Genomic DNA, 16,105 nt, shown 5'->3' on the forward strand with positions numbered 1-16,105 from the left:
ACACTTCTTCGACCGTAGCCAATGACTACCAAAGCACCGTTACACAGTCAAGGACTTTTTTCCTATTTTATGATATGGCAGCTCAACTCATTATTTTAGCTAACACTTAAGTAATTGAGGCGCCGTCGGCGACGGCTTCACCCGCAATGTTACCATCGACCTTATAAAATAGCTGGCAACTTTATGTTTCTGCTGGCTTTTCACGATTGCCATTAAATTTTTGCTCATCCGCTGGCTAGCAACCAAACGTCAACTTCCACCCACTAGGCTCGTGGCCTATTAGTTTGCTATAATAAACGGGCAAGTTCAGTGCATTTCCCAATTCTCTAGTGCCGAAGTCAGAGTTTATGCGTCATACGGCAGACAAAGATTCCGGAAAAAAGCAGCGGAAGCCCTTCCGGGTTTCACGCCTGATTGGACTCGACGCCTGGATCGATTCAGGCCTGTACAATCTGCATTTCCGTCTCGGCGAATGGTGGGAAAACATCACCATATTTTCGCGCCGCTTTCGCGTGCGCGGCTTCCGGCGCTTTGTCGTCGAAGTTCTGGACGAAGGTTTTACGCTCGGCGTTGCGGGTTCCGTGGTGCTTCTGATGCTGGCGCTGCCCGCTTTTGAGGAAACCAAGAAAGACTGGCGCGCGCAGGATGATTACGCCGTCACTTTCCTTGATCGCTACGGCAATGAAATCGGCCAGCGCGGCATTTTGCACCGTCAGGCCGTGCCCATCGATGAATTGCCGGATCATGTCATCAAGGCGGTTCTGGGTACGGAAGACCGCCGCTTTTTCGACCATTTTGGCATCGATTTCTGGGGCCTCAGCCGCGCGCTCGGCCAGAATCTGCGCGCCAATGGCGTTGTGCAGGGCGGTTCGACCATCACCCAGCAGCTTGCAAAGAACCTGTTCCTTTCCAACGAACGCACGCTGGAACGCAAGATCAAGGAAGCCTTTCTGGCGCTCTGGCTGGAAAGCAATCTGAGCAAGAAGGAAATCCTGCAGCTTTATCTCGACCGCGCCTATATGGGCGGCGGCACATTCGGCATCGCAGCCGCTTCCGAGTTCTATTTCGGCAAGAACATCAAGGATGTCTCGCTCGCCGAAGCCGCCATGCTGGCAGGCCTGTTCAAGGCGCCGGCCAAATTCGCGCCGCATGTCAATCTGCCAGCCGCGCGTGCCCGCGCCAATGTCGTCTTGTCCAATATGGTTGAGAGCGGCTTTCTGAGCGAAGGTCAGGTCGCCGTTGCGCGCCGCCATCCGGCAAGCGTCATCGACCGCGCCAAGAATGAAAGCCCGGACTATTTCCTCGACTGGGCCTTCGATGAGGTCAAGCGCGTGGCAGGCCAGATGCCACAGCACACGCTGATCGTGCGCACAACGCTGGACAGCAATATCCAGCGGGCTGCGGAGGAATCGCTCGAATATCACCTGCGCCAGTACGGCAAGGAATATAATGTTGCGGAGGCTGCAACCGTCGTTCTCGCCAATGATGGCTCGGTGCGCGCGCTTGTTGGCGGGCGCGACTATGGCGAAAGCCAGTTCAACCGCGCCACCCGGGCGCTGCGTCAAGCTGGTTCGTCCTTCAAGCCCTATGTCTATGCCGCCGCCATGGAAAAGGGCCTGACGCCCAATACCATCGTTTCCGATGCGCCGGTCAGCTGGGGCAACTGGTCGCCGCGCAATTATGGCCGCAGCTTTGCTGGCCGGGTTGATCTGACGACGGCGCTCGTGCGCTCGCTGAACAGCGTGCCGGTACGTCTAGCCAAGGATTATCTGACCACCGCGCCCATTGTCGCTTTGACCAAGGCCATGGGCGTGGAATCGCCGATCTCGTCCCACAAGACGATGGTGCTCGGCACATCTGAAATGACCGTGATGGATCAGGCCACCGGCTTCAACGTGTTTCCCAATGCCGGTATGGCGGGCAATCGCCACGCCTTCACGCAGATCGTTTCTTCGGATGGTCGCGTATTGTGGGATTTCACCCGCGATGCGCCCAAACCGCACCGCGCTTTGTCGGAGAAAGCCGCCTTCGAGATGAATTCCATGCTGGTTCAGGTGCCGGAACGCGGCACGGGCCGTCGCGCCGCACTGCCCATGACCCGCGTCGGCGGCAAGACCGGCACAACACAAAACTATCGCGATGCGTGGTTTGTCGGCTTCACCGGCAATTTCACGGCGGCGGTCTGGTTCGGCAACGACAATTTCACGCCGATGAAGGAAATGACCGGCGGCATTTTGCCTGCCATGGCATGGCAACGCATGATGTCCTATGCGCATCAAAACATCGAACTGAAGCCGATCCCCGGCATAACGCCGCCCTTCCCCGCCCCGCCGAAAAACCCGGCCCCACAGGTGGCCAACGCCAAGCCGGAAGAAACAATGGCAGCAGCGCCGCGGGTTCTTTCACCGATGGCCACAAAGGTTCTCAAGGAGTTGCACGAGCGTTTTCTGGCCGCACCGCCTCTGCCAAAAATTGCAGAGCGGACCAAGATTTCTGTGCTTTGAGGATATATGCTTAAAACCATTCTCAAAGCTGCTTTTGTACTGGCGCTTGCGCTCGGCGGGGGCATTTTCAGCGTTCATTTCATCCTGGACCGTTTCAACGGTTTTGGAGAGTTGCAGGTCGGCACATGGACGGCATTCCCCGACGATGGAACAGCGAACGCCGATCCCTATTCGCGCGCCCGCGCCGCACGCAAAGCCTATCTGGCGCTTGGTACTGCGGAAGGACTGCCCTTCTATGCGCGGCGCGACAGCAGCGGGCGCGACTTGCAGCGCGGCTGCACCTATCGCCTGACCGGAGCCACCCCGCCAGCCCGGTTCTGGACGATCTATCCGGCGACGCCCAACCTCAACCCCATCAAGCCGCGCGACGGCCTGCAGACAGCGCTTCATTCGCAGGAAGTCCTGTATGATAGCGACGGCAGTGTTTCCATCACCATTGGTCCCGATGCCCGCACTGGAAACTGGCTACCTGTGGAGGGTCGTGGAGGCCTTGTTCTCGTGATGACGCTTTACGACACGCCCGCCGCAAGTTCGTCGGGCCTGTCCGATCTGGTCATGCCTTCACTTGTGCGCACCGGGGATGAATGCCATGGGTAGTTTCATCCGCCTCATCCTGCTCGGTCTCGTCGGTGCAGCCATCGTCCACCTCTGTGTCCTGTTCCTCGTTCCGGTTTATTCGGACACGAATGCCTGGGCGCGCATTGAAGGCGCGACGACCCCCTATCGCTTCTTCGCGCTCGATGAAAAGAAAGGCCCGGTCAGCGACCGGGACCCACTAGTCAAGGAAGCGACCTGCCGTTTTGATCTGGCCGATGGCCCCGTTCATATGACCACGACAGGCATCGTCCCATACTGGTCCTTGTCGGTCTACGCGCCGAACGGCGACAATCTCTACAGTATCAACGATAACGTCTCCAATGAACGCAAGCTTGATCTCATCATCGCGGATCCGGTCGGCATGGCGAGCCTGAAGGCTGACGGGTCGCAGCTCGATGCACAGTCGCTGGCCGTCGAGCAGAACATTGGCGAAGGGGCTGCCGTCTTACGTGTTTTCATGCCGGATGCCACCTGGAAAGCCGAAGTGCAACGCTTCTTCAATGACGCCCAGTGTGCACCCTTCGAGGGGAGCTAGAGACGCGGAATCTTCTGCGGCACGGTTAATGAGTTGCTAAGGCTTCGTGCCTATTATCCGGTGTGCTGACCATTGCGGGGACCTTTGATGGCAGCGAGTGTATGCCTACCGGAGTATTCTGCGTGACAAATGATCAGTTCCGCGCCCTGGAGGAAATTTCAGGCAACCGGAGCCCGTCGAATTCAAAAGCGGGGAGCAAAGCGGACGACCTTCTGGCGGCCGCTATTTCTGCGTTCGCCGGTATCACGCGCCCCGGCCGTCAGGACATGCAGCAGCTCGATGATCTGGTGATGCCGCTTTTGCAATGCGCGACGACGCGCGGCAAGCGTCACGCAGCCAATGCCCTCGCCCAGCTGGAAGAAGCCCCGCGTCGCGTCGTGCTCGCGCTTGCCGCCGAGCCGGTGGAAATTTCCGCCCCCATTCTTTTGCGCTCGCCGCTATTGCGTCCGGGCGACCTGATCGATCTCATCGGCCAGCATGGTCTTGCCCATGCCCGCGCCATCGCGCGCCGCCAGTCCGGCGATATTCTGTTGCAAGGCGTGCTGCGCAGCTTCGCCGATCCGGTGATCGATCGCACGCTGACGCTGCAGGACAACCTTGCGAATATCGAAGCCGAGCCGCTTGAAAAGCCGCAAATACCCGATCTGTCGGCTGCAAAAGCGCCTTTGATGACCGGTGGCAGCTCCGAGCGTCTGGCCCGTGCCCTGCAACAGCCATTCTTCAACGCGGGAACCCTGCCGGGCTCCGACCGGCTGATTGAAACCGCGCTTTTGATCGACAGCCAGTTTTTCCGCAACGCGCTTGCCGATGCGCTTGACCTGTCGTTCGAGCGCACCGACGCCATTATCGGGAAATGGCCGGATTCCCATTTGCCCATCGCATTAAAGGCGCTGGGTCTTCCCGCCGCCGAATGCTTTCTGGTGATGACCGCCGTTCTCGGCACCATCGATACGGACCGCGACGGTCTGCGCGAATTCGTGCATATCTACCGTTCCATCGACCGGGAAAAAGCCATGGCGCTCGTACGCCGGTGGAAAGCGGAAGACATGTCGGCGATGCTGCGCAGCAAACTGCGCGAAATGGCCGATGATGACGAGCCGCTGGCAAATGCCGCAAATAGCGACGCACCGCCTGCGGATAACAGGCTCGTCAAGTAATCTTCAGAGATTCTCGCCGTCCTGCGCTATAGTGAAGAACAGAGACGCGTCGGCCACATCTTCCAGTTCGACAAGCCACAGGTCCGGGTCGAAGCGGATTTCCCGCTGCATTCGGTCACCTGCCGCCATGTCGTCAGCTTCATGCAGAATGCGCAGGAACTTACGCTCACCGTCATTGTCTTCCTCATAGGAGGTCTGCGGCGCAGGCGAATAAAGATCGCAGGTGCCAAAACGCGAGCTGACCTTGATAAAGATAGCGCCTGCTTCCGTGGACCCGCGGCGGGCGAGATAGGCAAAGCCGCCCTCACCCTGCACCCGGCGGATCAATGCGGAAACCCAGAAATCCGATGTCAGTCGCATGGTCGCGTAAATACTTTTTTCTTACGCATTATCCGACGCAAAACCGCTTCGCACTTTTGCTGGAATGCTTCTAGCTGATGAGCCCGATTTCACGCATCTTGGCGATGAGCGCGGAATCGATTTCGCCTGTCTGGCGCATGTTGAACAGCTTCTGGAACTCGCGAATGGCGGATTCCGTCGCCTTGCCAGGCTGACCGTTGACCGGCACCATATCATTGCCGAAAGCCTTCAGCCCGGCCTGCACGCGGATGATATCCTGCGAGGAGATTTTCTCCGACGGACCTGCCGGTGCCTCAGTCGGCTCTTTTTTCTGAACCGGCTTTTGATAGGCGGCGAGATCAGGTTTCGGCTTTGAAGGCGTTTCGCTTTTCAACACAGCAGGCTGCGCGGTTAATTGCGGGCGCGGCGTCGGCACCACTTCGATGGCCTTGGCGATTTCGTCCTGTTGAGCAGGCGCCGGGCTTTCGACCTGAGCGGGCACACTGGCCTGCTGCACGCCAAGCTTTTGCTGCAAGGCGCGCCAGCGATCCACGGCCTCGCGAGTCTGCGGGCCGGTAAAGCCATCGACCGGGCCCTTATAGACGCCCAGCATTGAAAGACGCTGTTGCAGGCGGGCAATCTCCAGATCGGCATTGGGCGCAAGCGCTGGCAGCATATCGTCCGTCGCAGTCACGTGCATGCGGTCTGCCGAAAGGTCGGCATCGCTCACGCCCTGCGGGGTCGTGTTACCGGTAGGCTTTGGCTCGACCCTTGCCGTCTCGACGGGCTTTGCGTCAGGCTGACTGGCAGCGGCAGTTCCCGGCAGAACCGCGCGCGGCGTCGGCTTGAAAACGAAATCGGGTCTTGTCCGGAAGAACACGGCATTATGCGCCTCCGGCTGATACCAGAGCGCATTGGCGGAAACGAAACTCATCACCACGAAAAACGCCGTTGCCCCGCCGGTGAGTACCGGATTGCGCACGACAAAGTCACCGGCGACGATGGCCAGTGCCGAGGCCGAGTTGAAGAAGAATCGAAGGAGCCTGGCCCCCAGACTACGCTGTTTTGCGGGTCTGCGTGCGGAGCGGGTCTGCGATCCGCTCTGGGTTCTGCTCCCGGTCTTCGTCGTTCTGCCAGTCATTGCGCCTTTCTCCCTGGTGACGGTGCATATCGATCACCGTGCCAAGTTCCTGTTGTTCGTCATCCCCCGCGAGATAGTGCGGACCTGCCACCGGTAGGCGGACGGTAACGACCGTGCCTTCGCCGGGACAGCTCTTGATGTTCATCGACCCCTGATGCAGTTCCACAAGGCCCTTGACCACGGACAGGCCAAGGCCGCTTCCTTCCTGAGCGCGCGTATAGCTGTTGTCGGCGCGCACAAAAGGCATGCCGATGCGCTGCAGGTCTTCCGGCTCTATACCGATGCCGGTGTCCGAAACGCTGATTTCCAGCATGGCGCGACCGTCAGCCACCATGCGGGCGGCGTCGATGGTGACGCAACCGCCCGTCTCGGTGAACTTCACGGCATTGGCCGCCAGATTGAGCAATATCTGCTGCACCGCGCGGCGGTCGGCCTTAAGCTCGCCAACGCCAGTACCGACACGATGGCAGAAGGCAACGCCCTTCTTTTCCGCCTGTGGCAGCATGACCGAAGCGCACATTTCAGCCACGTCGCGGAAGGCAAAGCTCTGCGGCGCAATGCCATAAGTGCCAGTTTCCAGCCGCGAATTGTCGAGAACCGCATTCACCAGTTCCAGCAGATAATGCCCCGACTGATGGATCAGACCCGCATATTCGCGCTGCTTTTCATTGGCGAGCTGACCGCCCACCCCATGCGACAGCATGTCGGAAAAACCGATAATGGAATTGAGCGGCGTGCGCAGTTCATGGCTGACCGAAGCGAGCAGACGGCCCTTTCCGACGCGCTCGGATTCCAGCTCGGCCCTCAAGGTGGCGATTTCGTCCAGAAGCTTCTGTTCGCCTTCCAGCGAACGGCCAACCAGCGTGATCACGCCAGCGGCATTCAGCCCTTCCAGACGATAGGCGCGGAAAACCGGGCTTCCAGCTTCGATGGAGCGCAAGCGGATATCGACACGTTTGGACGCAATCCCCGAACGCAGGTCGGCCAGAAGCGAAAGATAGTGCACACGGTCGGCAACGTGGACACGGTCCACCAGCGCGGTCGCCTCCAGCATTTTCGGCTGCATACCAAGGAGCTTTGCGGTCTTCTCGCCCACAGACGCGATGACGCCTTCCGCATCGAGCACAAATTGCACGTCGCCCTCGGCCACGGCAACTTGGCGTGTATTAGCTTCACTCTGCTGCGGCTTGACGGCCAGACCGACGCTGCGTGCGACAAGGCTCGCCGCATAAAGAACCAGCACCGTGACGGAGGCCAGCGAACCGCCGGCGATCACGCCGCCGCTCGTCATCGCAAAGGCGCTGACAATGGCAAGACCCGCAAAGCACCCTGCAATCGTGGCGGCAGACTTGCGGCTGACAAGCCAGATTTCCAGCGGCAAGCCAGCCGCCATCAGCCACAAGGCGGTATCACTGCTGGAAACCGTGCCGATGATGGCAAGCCCCGCGCCATAGGCGGCAAAATTCAACGTTCCGAGAATGGCAGGGCTCAATCCCATCAGCGAGAGAGCGCAGAAAATCATCGCAATACCGGCAAAGCTGGCAGCGAGAATGGCAAATTCGGTCAGGCTCGAGGCGAGTCCAGAAGCAAGGACAGCAGCAACCAGTAGCACCGGCACGGCAAGCACCGAGCCGGCAACACGCATAGCCGTCGCATCTGGCGTGTTCACCCAGCGGCGGCAGAAACGTTCGTAAAAACGGCCGAGCGTCTGCACACCAGTGCCAACGGTCTTAGCTGCTTTCAAAAGAATGGCGTTCAACGTGCGCTACTCACTCAAACTCATACACATACTCATCGGCCCGTAACATTCGAAAGGAACATTCCCGGCGCGTTCCAGATTGCAGGTGAGGCTTTAAGGAAACGATAAAACGAGACCCATGAATGCAGATAAGCAGCGCGAGGGGCGTGCTTTTCGACCTATGGTAAACAGAGGGTAGCGATTGCTTGTACGAAAGCGCGAAGATGACACAATCTTCCGCCTGCCGCGCTGCGGATCGCAGAACTGCGAATCGCGCGGTTACGGAATCTTTTCGATTTCATCGGACATTGGCGACATCGTTCGATTAGCTGAAGGCGTGCAACAGCAACAAGGCCATGATCCGTTTCCTCATCAAATCCGTATTCTGGTTGTCGCTGGCATTCATCGTGATGCCGCGCTTTTTCCCAGCGGAACAGGAAAACAAGGTTGCCGAAAAACCCGCCGCCGTCGCTCAGCCGACGGACGGGACGAGCACCGTGGATCAGCTTTTGGCCAATGGCAAAACGGCCATCGAGATCGGCAAGCTTTGCGTGAACAATCCGGATTTCTGCGAGAATGGCACATCGCTGATTTCCAGCGCGGGTAGCGGTTTGCTCAAGGGCAGCGGCCAGATGCTGGATTATCTAAGCCAGCGTTTCGGCAACAAAAGCGAAGCGCCTGCTGCACCGCAACCCGTAGCCGTCGCTGAAAAGCCCGAAATGACGGTCTCCGAAATTCTGTCCGAGCAAGCCGCTCCTCAAACAAGCGGTTTGAACAATATCCCGATCCCGACCTCGCGTGCGGCAGCCTTGCGCACGCTGGATCGCCGGACCACGGGCGCGATCCCGGCAAAACACTGATCTTTCCCGTGACCTTGCCGCCATTCATGACTATATAAGCGGCACAACACCGCAAGACGGCATTTCAGGTGAGTATCATGACGACCACAATCGATAGCATCATGTCCGACTTCGAATTTCTCGACGACTGGGAAGATCGCTATCGCTATGTCATCGATCTCGGCAAGGAATTGTCCCCCTATCCCGACGACGCGCGCGATGCCGAACATAAGGTTCAGGGCTGCGTCAGTCAGGTCTGGCTCAAGACCATGCCGCAGAGCGGCGCAGACCCGGTGATCGAATTTCTGGGCGATTCCGATGCGCATATCGTGCGCGGTCTCGTCGCCATCGTACTGGCGCTCTATTCCGGCAAACGCGCTTCGGAAATTCTCGCCATCGAGCCGGAAAGCGTGTTGAAGACGCTCGGCCTTGACGAGCATCTGACCCCGCAGCGCTCAAACGGCCTGCGCGCCATGGTCGCCCGCATCCGCCGTGAAGCGGAAGCGGCAAAGCTCTCAGCCTAATAGCTTTTCCACCGACAGGGCGAGCGCAAGCAGATGCTTGTCGGTGCCGCCGCGCGCGGTCAGCATCAGGCCTGTCGGCAGCTTCATGCCCGGCATGGGTAGCGTGATGCTGCACAGATCGAACTGGTTGCCGACCTGCGTATCGCGCAGCGTCAGCCCTTCCACGCGGTCATATTCGTCCTCGTCATGGCTGACCGAAGCGATCGTCGGCGCGGCAATCGGCGTGGCGGGCGTGGCGAATGCGTCAAAGCCCTTCAACCGCTCATCCATCTCGCGGATCAGCTGATTTCTGGTTGCCACCATGGCTTGATAGGTCTCGTCCGGCACTTGCAGACGCACCGTTAGCGGGCGTTTCACCCGCAGATCGACATTGGCGTCGGGATCGCGCAGCCATGTGTCGGCATGGATGCGGCTTGCCTCGATACCGACAATCGATCCCGCCGTGCTTGCCTCGCGCCAGCGCTGGATCAAATCGTCCAGCATGATATCGACAAGCTTCACGCCGGCCTTTTCAAGCGCGGCCAGCGACGCCTCGAAATGCGCGGCCACATCCGGTTCCATCGCGTCCAGCAGATAGCCCCGCGGCACAGCGATTCGCAGCCTAGAGAGCTGCACCGCATCCGGCAGAACCGGCGCTTCGTCCGCCATCACGGCATCGGTCAAAATGGCATCCGCAACCGTTCTGGTGAGCGGCCCAATGGAATCGAGCGACGGCGCCAGCGGAAATGCGCCATCCAGTGGAATGCGCCGCGCCGTCGGCTTGAAACCGACGATACCGTTCAGCGCCGCAGGAATGCGCACCGAGCCGCCCGTATCCGACCCGATGGCGATTTCGCTGGTGCCTTCCGCCGCGGAGACCGCCGCGCCGGACGACGACCCGCCCGGAATGCGCGTCGGATCGACGGCATTGCCCGGCTCGCCATAATGCGGATTGAGACCAACCGGCGTGAAGGCAAATTCAGTCATATGCGTCTTGCCGACGATCACAGCGCCCGCATCGCGCAGGCGCTGCACGATTACCGCATCCTTGGCCGCAGGCGCGGCTGTGTGCCGAACCACCGACCCGGCCAGCGTCGGTTCGCCCGCAACGTCAAAAAGATCCTTGATGGAAACAAGGCGGCCATCCAGCGGACCGAGAGCCTGACCAGACCGAAGCCGCGCATCGGCGGCATCTGCTTCCGCCCGCGCCCGTTCCGTATAAATCTTGCTGAAAACACGCTCATGTGCGCGGCGGGCTTCAAGGCGCGCCAGAACAGCTTCCAGCCGATCCCGGATAGTCGACGACATGCAAATTCTCCCCAATTTCCCCGCCCGGTCGCACCGGCTTTTCCCTTGCGATAAGGTGGCATCCAGCCACTGTCAATCGACGCTCTTGCGTTCTGCCTGAAATGACCGTGCGGCAAAACAGTCGCGGATTGCGGGCATGGCGTCCTGCGCCGTCTGCGTGGCTGGCCCTCCAGACGGATAGGCCAGCACCAGACGCTGGCGCAGCGTTTCATCTTCTATCGGCAGGCACACGACCTTGCGCCCATCATGGCTGAAATCATGGCCGGGCCGTGTGAAAAGCAGCGACACGCCGAGGCCATTTGCGACCATGCCGCGCACCATCTCGACCGACGTGGTTCGCAGCACGATATTCGGCGACAGACCCTGCTGCCAGAACGGCACCAGCAGGAATTCGCGGCTGAGCGGCAGATCGACGAGAATGAACGGATAACGCGCCAATTCCGCCAGCGTCACACTCTGCTTCGCGGCCAGCGGACTGTCCGGCGGAACGACCGCATGCGGCGCGTAAGACAGCATGGTTTCCCATGTGACCGTTTCCGGCAGTCCCACATCATAGGTAATGCCGAGATCGACAATGCCCTTTTCCAGCGCCCGCGCCATGCCTTCCAGATCGAACTCGCGCAGCGTCACGCGCATATCGGGAAACATCTGTTTCAAATGGCCCAATATGCCCGGAATGCAGACCGGCCCCAGAGTACTGAAATAGCCGAGCGTCAGCCGCGCCGCGCCCTCGCCCTTACCCGATACGGCGAAGTCTTCAGCGCCCGCCAGAAGCAGCCGGGCTTCCTGCAGCTTGCGACTGCCGAAGGGCGTCAGTTCCAGCCCCTTGGCCTGCCGCCGCTCGAAAAGCGGTTGCCCCAGATCGCGTTCCAGATCGCGGATTGCCGCCGATATGGAGGGCTGCGAGACGTTAAGCTTTTCAGCAGCGCCTGTTGCACTGCCAGCCTCGGCGGAGGTGACGAAATAGTGGAGTTGGCGAAGCGATATCATTAAAGGATTTTTCTATAATGACTGCTCGATTTCAATTCTTTTTCCGCTACTGAACTGCGTTTAGCCTCCCCTCAAATTAAACAATAAGGGGATACGACCATGTTCAACGAAAGGGCTCCGTGCCTCGACGGGATTCGCGTGCTGGATTTCACGCGCGTTCTGGCCGGGCCGTTCTGCACCGCATTGCTTGGCGATCTTGGCGCGGAAGTCATCAAGATCGAAAGTCCGGAAGGCGACGACTATCGCCATATCACGCCGGGCACAGCCGATGGCGGCGGCTTGTTCTTGCTGATGAACCGCAACAAGAAGAGCATCTCCATTGATCTGCGCAAGGAACGCGGGCGGCACATCGTCCGCGAACTGGCAAAGAATGCCGATATCATCGTAGAAAATTTCCGCCCCGGCGTGATGGAGCGGCTGGGGCTCGGGCATGCCGAGCTTGCCAAAGACAATCCACGGCTGATCCATGTGGCGATTTCCGGCTTCGGCCAGCAAAGCCCGATGGGCAATCTGCCTGCTTACGATCTCGTCGTGCAGGCTGTGACCGGTTTCATGGATATTTCCGGTGAACCGGATGGGCCACCGATGATGACCGGCGAATCCGTTGCGGACCTGACCGCCGGGCTTTTTGCATCCTGGTCGGCGCTGGCCGCCCTTCTTGCCCGCGAGCGCACGGGCAAGGGCCAGTTTGTCGATGTCGCCATGTATGATTGCCTGTTCAATCTTCTGCCTGCAGCACTTACCCAGCAGCTTTATGGCAGCAAGCCGCCGAAGCGGGTTGGAAACCGTCACCCTTTGAGCGCGCCTTTCGGGGTCTTTGCGGCTGCAGACGGCTATTTGACGATTGCCGTTTTAAGTTCCAAACAGTTCGCCGGTCTGGCGGAGGCTCTCGGCCAACCGCAGCTTGCAACCGACCAGCGCTTTGCCACGGCGACCGCACGCAACGAAAACCACGCCGAACTGAAGGCCATCATCGAGGCCTGGAGCACTGCAATAAATGTCGAACAGGTGATTGAGGCTTTGCAGGCCCACGATGTGCCCTGCTCGCCCGTTCTCTCGGTCTCCGATGCGACCGGCAGCGAACAGGTGCGTGCGCGCGGGCTGTTGCCGGAAGTCAGCTCTCCCAGCGGTCCGGTGCGCGTTCTGCGCCAACCGGCCAGGTTTTCCGGCATGGATTGCCCCGCCCCGACACCGCCGCCAGCTTTGGGCGCGCATGCCGCCGACATATTGCATGAAAAACTGGAACTTACTGCCGCGGATATCGAAAGCCTCGTGCGTGACGGCGTGCTGCACGGCCTGACACTGCAACCGCAGCCGCTTTTAAAGGAAACCAACCATGACGCATGATTGCCTGCTGACCGACGAACAACGGATGATCCGCGACAGTGCGCGCAGCTTTGCCCGTGAAAAACTGGCCCCGACCGCTGCCATGCGCGACCGTGAGCACCATTATTTTCCACGGACCGAAATGCAGGAGCTGGGAGAGCTGGGCTTTCTCGGCATGCTGGTTGCCGAGGAATGGGGCGGCGTTGCCACCGACCATCTGAGCTATGTGCTGGCGCTGGAAGAAATCGCCGCCGCCGATGGCAGCATCGGCGCGATGATGGCGCTGCACAATGGTCTCATTTCGACACCGTTGCGCGTGCACGGGAGCGACCGGCAGAAGGAGCTTTATCTGCGCCCGCTGGCGGAAGGCCGCTTCAACGGCGCTTTCGGCCTGACCGAGCCGGAAGCCGGGTCCAATGCTTTCGCAATCCGCACCAAGGCGGTCCGTGTCGATGGCGGCTTTCGTCTCACCGGTGCAAAGCAGTTCATGTCGAACGGCAAATCCGCCGATATCGCCATTATTTTTGCTGCGACCGAGAGCGACGATCCGCGCCGCCGCATCACCGCCTTTCTGGTTTCGCCGACTGCACCGGGCTATGTCTGCGTGCGCGTCGAAGACAAACTCGGCCTCGCCGCCTCGGAAACCTGTCAGGTGCAGCTCGATGATGTTTTCGTGGCCGACGACCATGTGCTGGGTGAAGTCGGCGGCGGTTATGCTCTGGCGATGAGCACGCTGGAACTTGGTCGCCTTGGCATCGCGGCGCAATCGCTTGGGCTGGCGCAGGCGGCCTTCGACCATGCCCATGCCTATGCGCTGGAACGGCAGACTTTCGGCAAAGCCATCATCGAACATCAGGCGGTCGGTTTCCGGCTGGCGGAAATGCACACGCAGATCAAGGTGGCGCGCAGCTATCTGCATTATGTCGCAAGGCTGCGCGATGCAGGCCAGCCCTGCAAGACGGAAGCCGCCATGGCAAAACTCTTCGCCTCCGAGATTGCTGAGAAAGTCGCCTCGGAAGCGATTCAGGTTCACGGCGGTTATGGCTATCTCAAGGATTTCGCCGTGGAACGCATCTATCGCGACGCCCGCATCTGCCGCATTTACGAAGGAACCAGCGATATTCAAAAACTGATTATCGCAGGCTCCCTCGCTAAGAAAGACAAGGCGGTTTGACCGGACCGCGCGCGGCTTCACCTTGCGTGAGGCCGCGCTGCCGGGCGGTAGCCATCCGCACCCCAATGCAGCACGACGCCCCGGCGACGGTCGCTTTCGCGCGGCGGGTTATAGTGCCGGTGCAGCATGGCGAGGGCCGTTTTCAAGACAACCTTGCCAGAACGCACCGGCCATTGCCGCTCACGCTCCACGCGCTCCAGCCCTTTCAGGAAACAGCACACATCGACCAGCACGCCGTTTAACTCCGGTCCGACCGCCTCAAGCGCCCGCTCAACCCGCATCCGGCTGGCAAGCGCAATATCGGTTAGTTCCGCCATGCTGCCCGCCCCACCGCGCCCGCCGCCTCCCACGCTGATATCCCAACGCGACGTGATTGACGGCATCAGCGACCCCCGCGTGAAATCCGCCCGCAAGCGTTCCCCCGCACGGAACTCGTCTTCAGAAATGAAGGCATTTCCGTCAGGTCCTTTACGCCGATAGAGCATGGCCAGCGGCGATTCCGCTAGATTGATCTCGACCGTCTCGCCTGGAGCCGTTTCGACGGAAGCGGTAATACGCGCCGGTTCATGCATCGCCTTTCTGGCGGATTTTGCGCTCCCGCGCCCCTTACCGGAAAGCGCCAGCTTCTGCCCGTCCACCCGCAGCAAACCCTTGCCGCACATGGCTGCGATTTCATCCCGGGTGATCGCTATCGACCCCTGCTCGCCAACCAGCAGCATATGCGTGTCGCGAACCGAATCCTGTATTTCGCAGGCGCCTGTTTTCAGGAAACGCATCACGCGCATTTCGGACGTCGAAAACTGTGTGGTCATGCCGCCATCCTCCAGGTTGAAAAGGCCGAATTCACGATGCGTTCAAAGGCGGTGACAATGGCGTCGAAATCGACATCGTCGCGCATATCCTCCACGAGATGACAGGCATGCATCACCGTGGTGCGATCCCGCGCAAACCCCAGCGCCACCTCCCGCATCGCCAGGCCGAACGATGTATGGGCCACATACATCCCGATCTGCCGGACGCGCGCCACATTGCGCCGGCAGCGCGTCGGCGCACGCAGCTCCTTGCCGTCCACGCCGAACGCCGCCACAAGAAGATCGATCAGCGTCTCGCACAATCGCACGCTGTGCTCCTCCCGCTTGCGATCCGTCATTCCTTCAACCGGGTCGAGAAGAAGGGGCCTCCCATGCCGGGCCGCGATCAGCCTCAACGCTTCAAAAGCATCCGCCCGTGTATGAATGACATCCGATAGTTCCAAAGACATTCATCTTCCCTCATCTGAATAGGAATATCTTCTTATAATGAGGAAATTGCAAGGGAGGATAAGTTTGCGGGATAGACTTTGGAATAGTCGATGCGACGCTGATGAGGGACGCTTTCCACTATCAAGGCGGAAAAGCCACGACGGCTACCTCGCCTGATACAAATATCTATCTGTTTTATATATGTATTTTTCATAGCCATCCAGAGGTGCTCTGAGCCGACCGATAGGCAAGATGCTGGCCCGCATGTCAAAAAGGCCTCTCAGGATATAGGAATATTATCCACATCGTTCGAAACGCACCCATCCTGTTTGCATCGACAAACAAGGATGAGAACCTTGAAAACCGCGCTGGAACAGGCCCGCGAAACCTTTCTCGCACAAGGTGAACGAAACCGCTCAAACGCCGTGCAGCGCGTGGCCCTGCAAATCATGGCGGGAATAGATATTGACTGGCTGATGCAGGCATCGGGAGTGGAACAGCAGCAAGCAGCGCGCCGCCTCACCCGACTGATCGAACGTGAGCGGCTTAAAGGCGCGAATGGCCACTGGAGCTATGATCTCAATCGCCACATCGCCCTGAAACAGGCGCTCGACCGGTTGGAGGGCAAAGACACCCGCGAGGTTCCTCGCACCGCACGCGGAACGCGAAAGGATTACGGTCAAAAGAAACGCATTCAAGCAACCGCGTCAAAA

15 protein-coding genes and 1 pseudogene are annotated in these 16,105 nt (G+C 59.6%); 9 read left to right on the top strand and 7 right to left on the bottom strand.

The genetic code is table 11. The features are described from left to right. Positions 1-347 precede the first annotated feature (347 nt). The 4 genes from JAU75_RS04180 to JAU75_RS04195 all read left to right on the top strand — a co-directional run bounded on the left by JAU75_RS04180 (position 348) and on the right by JAU75_RS04195 (position 4,793). Positions 348-2,504 carry a penicillin-binding protein 1A gene (locus JAU75_RS04180; protein ID WP_199054814.1) on the top strand — a complete coding sequence of 719 codons (2,157 nt, stop codon included), beginning with the start codon at positions 348-350 and terminating at the stop codon, positions 2,502-2,504. Positions 2,505-2,510: 6 nt separating this feature from the next. After that, positions 2,511-3,101, top strand: a complete 591-nt coding sequence (locus tag JAU75_RS04185; RefSeq protein WP_199054815.1) for a DUF1214 domain-containing protein — start codon at positions 2,511-2,513, stop codon at positions 3,099-3,101. Continuing rightward, positions 3,094-3,636: a hypothetical protein gene (locus tag JAU75_RS04190; RefSeq protein ID WP_199054816.1), complete on the top strand. Its 543-nt coding sequence runs from the start codon at positions 3,094-3,096 to the stop codon at positions 3,634-3,636. The genes JAU75_RS04185 and JAU75_RS04190 overlap by 8 nt, the downstream gene beginning before the upstream one ends. Before the next feature lie 122 nt (positions 3,637-3,758). After that, complete coding sequence (locus JAU75_RS04195; RefSeq protein WP_199054817.1) at positions 3,759-4,793, top strand: DUF2336 domain-containing protein; 1,035 nt, start codon at positions 3,759-3,761, stop codon at positions 4,791-4,793. 3 nt (positions 4,794-4,796) lie between these two features. Here the strand turns inward: JAU75_RS04195 and JAU75_RS04200 are convergent, their stop codons facing one another. The 3 genes from JAU75_RS04200 to JAU75_RS04210 form a co-directional block, all read right to left on the bottom strand. Continuing rightward, positions 4,797-5,153, bottom strand: a complete 357-nt coding sequence (locus JAU75_RS04200; RefSeq protein WP_199054818.1) for a DUF1491 family protein — start codon at positions 5,151-5,153, stop codon at positions 4,797-4,799. A 70-nt stretch (positions 5,154-5,223) separates the two neighbouring features. Further along, a complete protein-coding gene (locus JAU75_RS04205) occupies positions 5,224-6,273 on the bottom strand; it encodes a peptidoglycan-binding protein (RefSeq protein WP_199054819.1) in 1,050 nt (349 codons plus the stop codon). Continuing rightward, positions 6,188-8,032, bottom strand: a complete 1,845-nt coding sequence (locus tag JAU75_RS04210) for a HAMP domain-containing sensor histidine kinase (RefSeq protein WP_199054820.1) — start codon at positions 8,030-8,032, stop codon at positions 6,188-6,190. Before JAU75_RS04210 ends, JAU75_RS04205 begins: the two co-directional genes overlap by 86 nt. A 335-nt stretch (positions 8,033-8,367) precedes the next feature. On the opposite strand from JAU75_RS04210, the gene JAU75_RS04215 reads away from it, so the two are divergent. Together JAU75_RS04215 and JAU75_RS04220 are read left to right on the top strand one after the other, a co-directional pair. Further along, on the top strand, positions 8,368-8,871 hold the full coding sequence (locus JAU75_RS04215) for a hypothetical protein (RefSeq protein WP_199054821.1): 504 nt from the start codon (positions 8,368-8,370) through the stop codon (positions 8,869-8,871). A gap of 77 nt (positions 8,872-8,948) precedes the next feature. After that, positions 8,949-9,374, top strand: coding sequence for a SufE family protein (locus JAU75_RS04220; RefSeq protein ID WP_199054822.1), 426 nt, complete (start codon positions 8,949-8,951; stop codon positions 9,372-9,374). Here the strand turns inward: JAU75_RS04220 and JAU75_RS04225 are convergent. Further along, positions 9,366-10,661 carry an amidase gene (locus JAU75_RS04225; RefSeq protein WP_199054824.1) on the bottom strand — a complete coding sequence of 432 codons (1,296 nt, stop codon included), beginning with the start codon at positions 10,659-10,661 and terminating at the stop codon, positions 9,366-9,368. The genes JAU75_RS04220 and JAU75_RS04225 overlap by 9 nt on opposite strands. A 72-nt stretch (positions 10,662-10,733) precedes the next feature. Then, positions 10,734-11,651 (bottom strand): LysR family transcriptional regulator, encoded by a 918-nt coding sequence (locus JAU75_RS04230; RefSeq protein ID WP_199054826.1) that lies wholly within the window; start codon positions 11,649-11,651, stop codon positions 10,734-10,736. Positions 11,652-11,750: 99 nt separating this feature from the next. Here JAU75_RS04230 and JAU75_RS04235 point away from each other — a divergent pair, with 99 nt between their 5' ends. Together JAU75_RS04235 and JAU75_RS04240 are read left to right on the top strand one after the other, a co-directional pair. Further along, a complete protein-coding gene (locus JAU75_RS04235) occupies positions 11,751-12,998 on the top strand; it encodes a CoA transferase (protein WP_199054828.1) in 1,248 nt (415 codons plus the stop codon). Beyond that, a complete protein-coding gene (locus tag JAU75_RS04240; protein ID WP_199054832.1) occupies positions 12,988-14,151 on the top strand; it encodes an acyl-CoA dehydrogenase family protein in 1,164 nt (387 codons plus the stop codon). The genes JAU75_RS04235 and JAU75_RS04240 overlap by 11 nt, the downstream gene beginning before the upstream one ends. 17 nt (positions 14,152-14,168) lie before the next feature. Here the strand turns inward: JAU75_RS04240 and JAU75_RS04245 are convergent, their stop codons facing one another. Further along, the gene (locus tag JAU75_RS04245; RefSeq protein ID WP_199054833.1) at positions 14,169-14,963 is read right to left on the bottom strand and encodes a DUF6456 domain-containing protein; all 795 of its coding nucleotides are present in this window, start codon (positions 14,961-14,963) and stop codon (positions 14,169-14,171) included. Continuing rightward, a complete protein-coding gene (locus JAU75_RS04250; protein WP_199054939.1) occupies positions 14,960-15,406 on the bottom strand; it encodes a helix-turn-helix domain-containing protein in 447 nt (148 codons plus the stop codon). The genes JAU75_RS04245 and JAU75_RS04250 overlap by 4 nt, the downstream gene beginning before the upstream one ends. A 333-nt stretch (positions 15,407-15,739) precedes the next feature. Here JAU75_RS04250 and JAU75_RS04255 point away from each other — a divergent pair. Beyond that, positions 15,740-16,030, top strand: a pseudogene (locus JAU75_RS04255) (cytoplasmic protein); the annotation flags it as partial. Between the last annotated feature and the right edge of the window lie 75 nt (positions 16,031-16,105).

Source organism: Ochrobactrum sp. Q0168 (genome assembly GCF_016427605.1).
GTDB lineage: Bacteria > Pseudomonadota > Alphaproteobacteria > Rhizobiales > Rhizobiaceae > Brucella.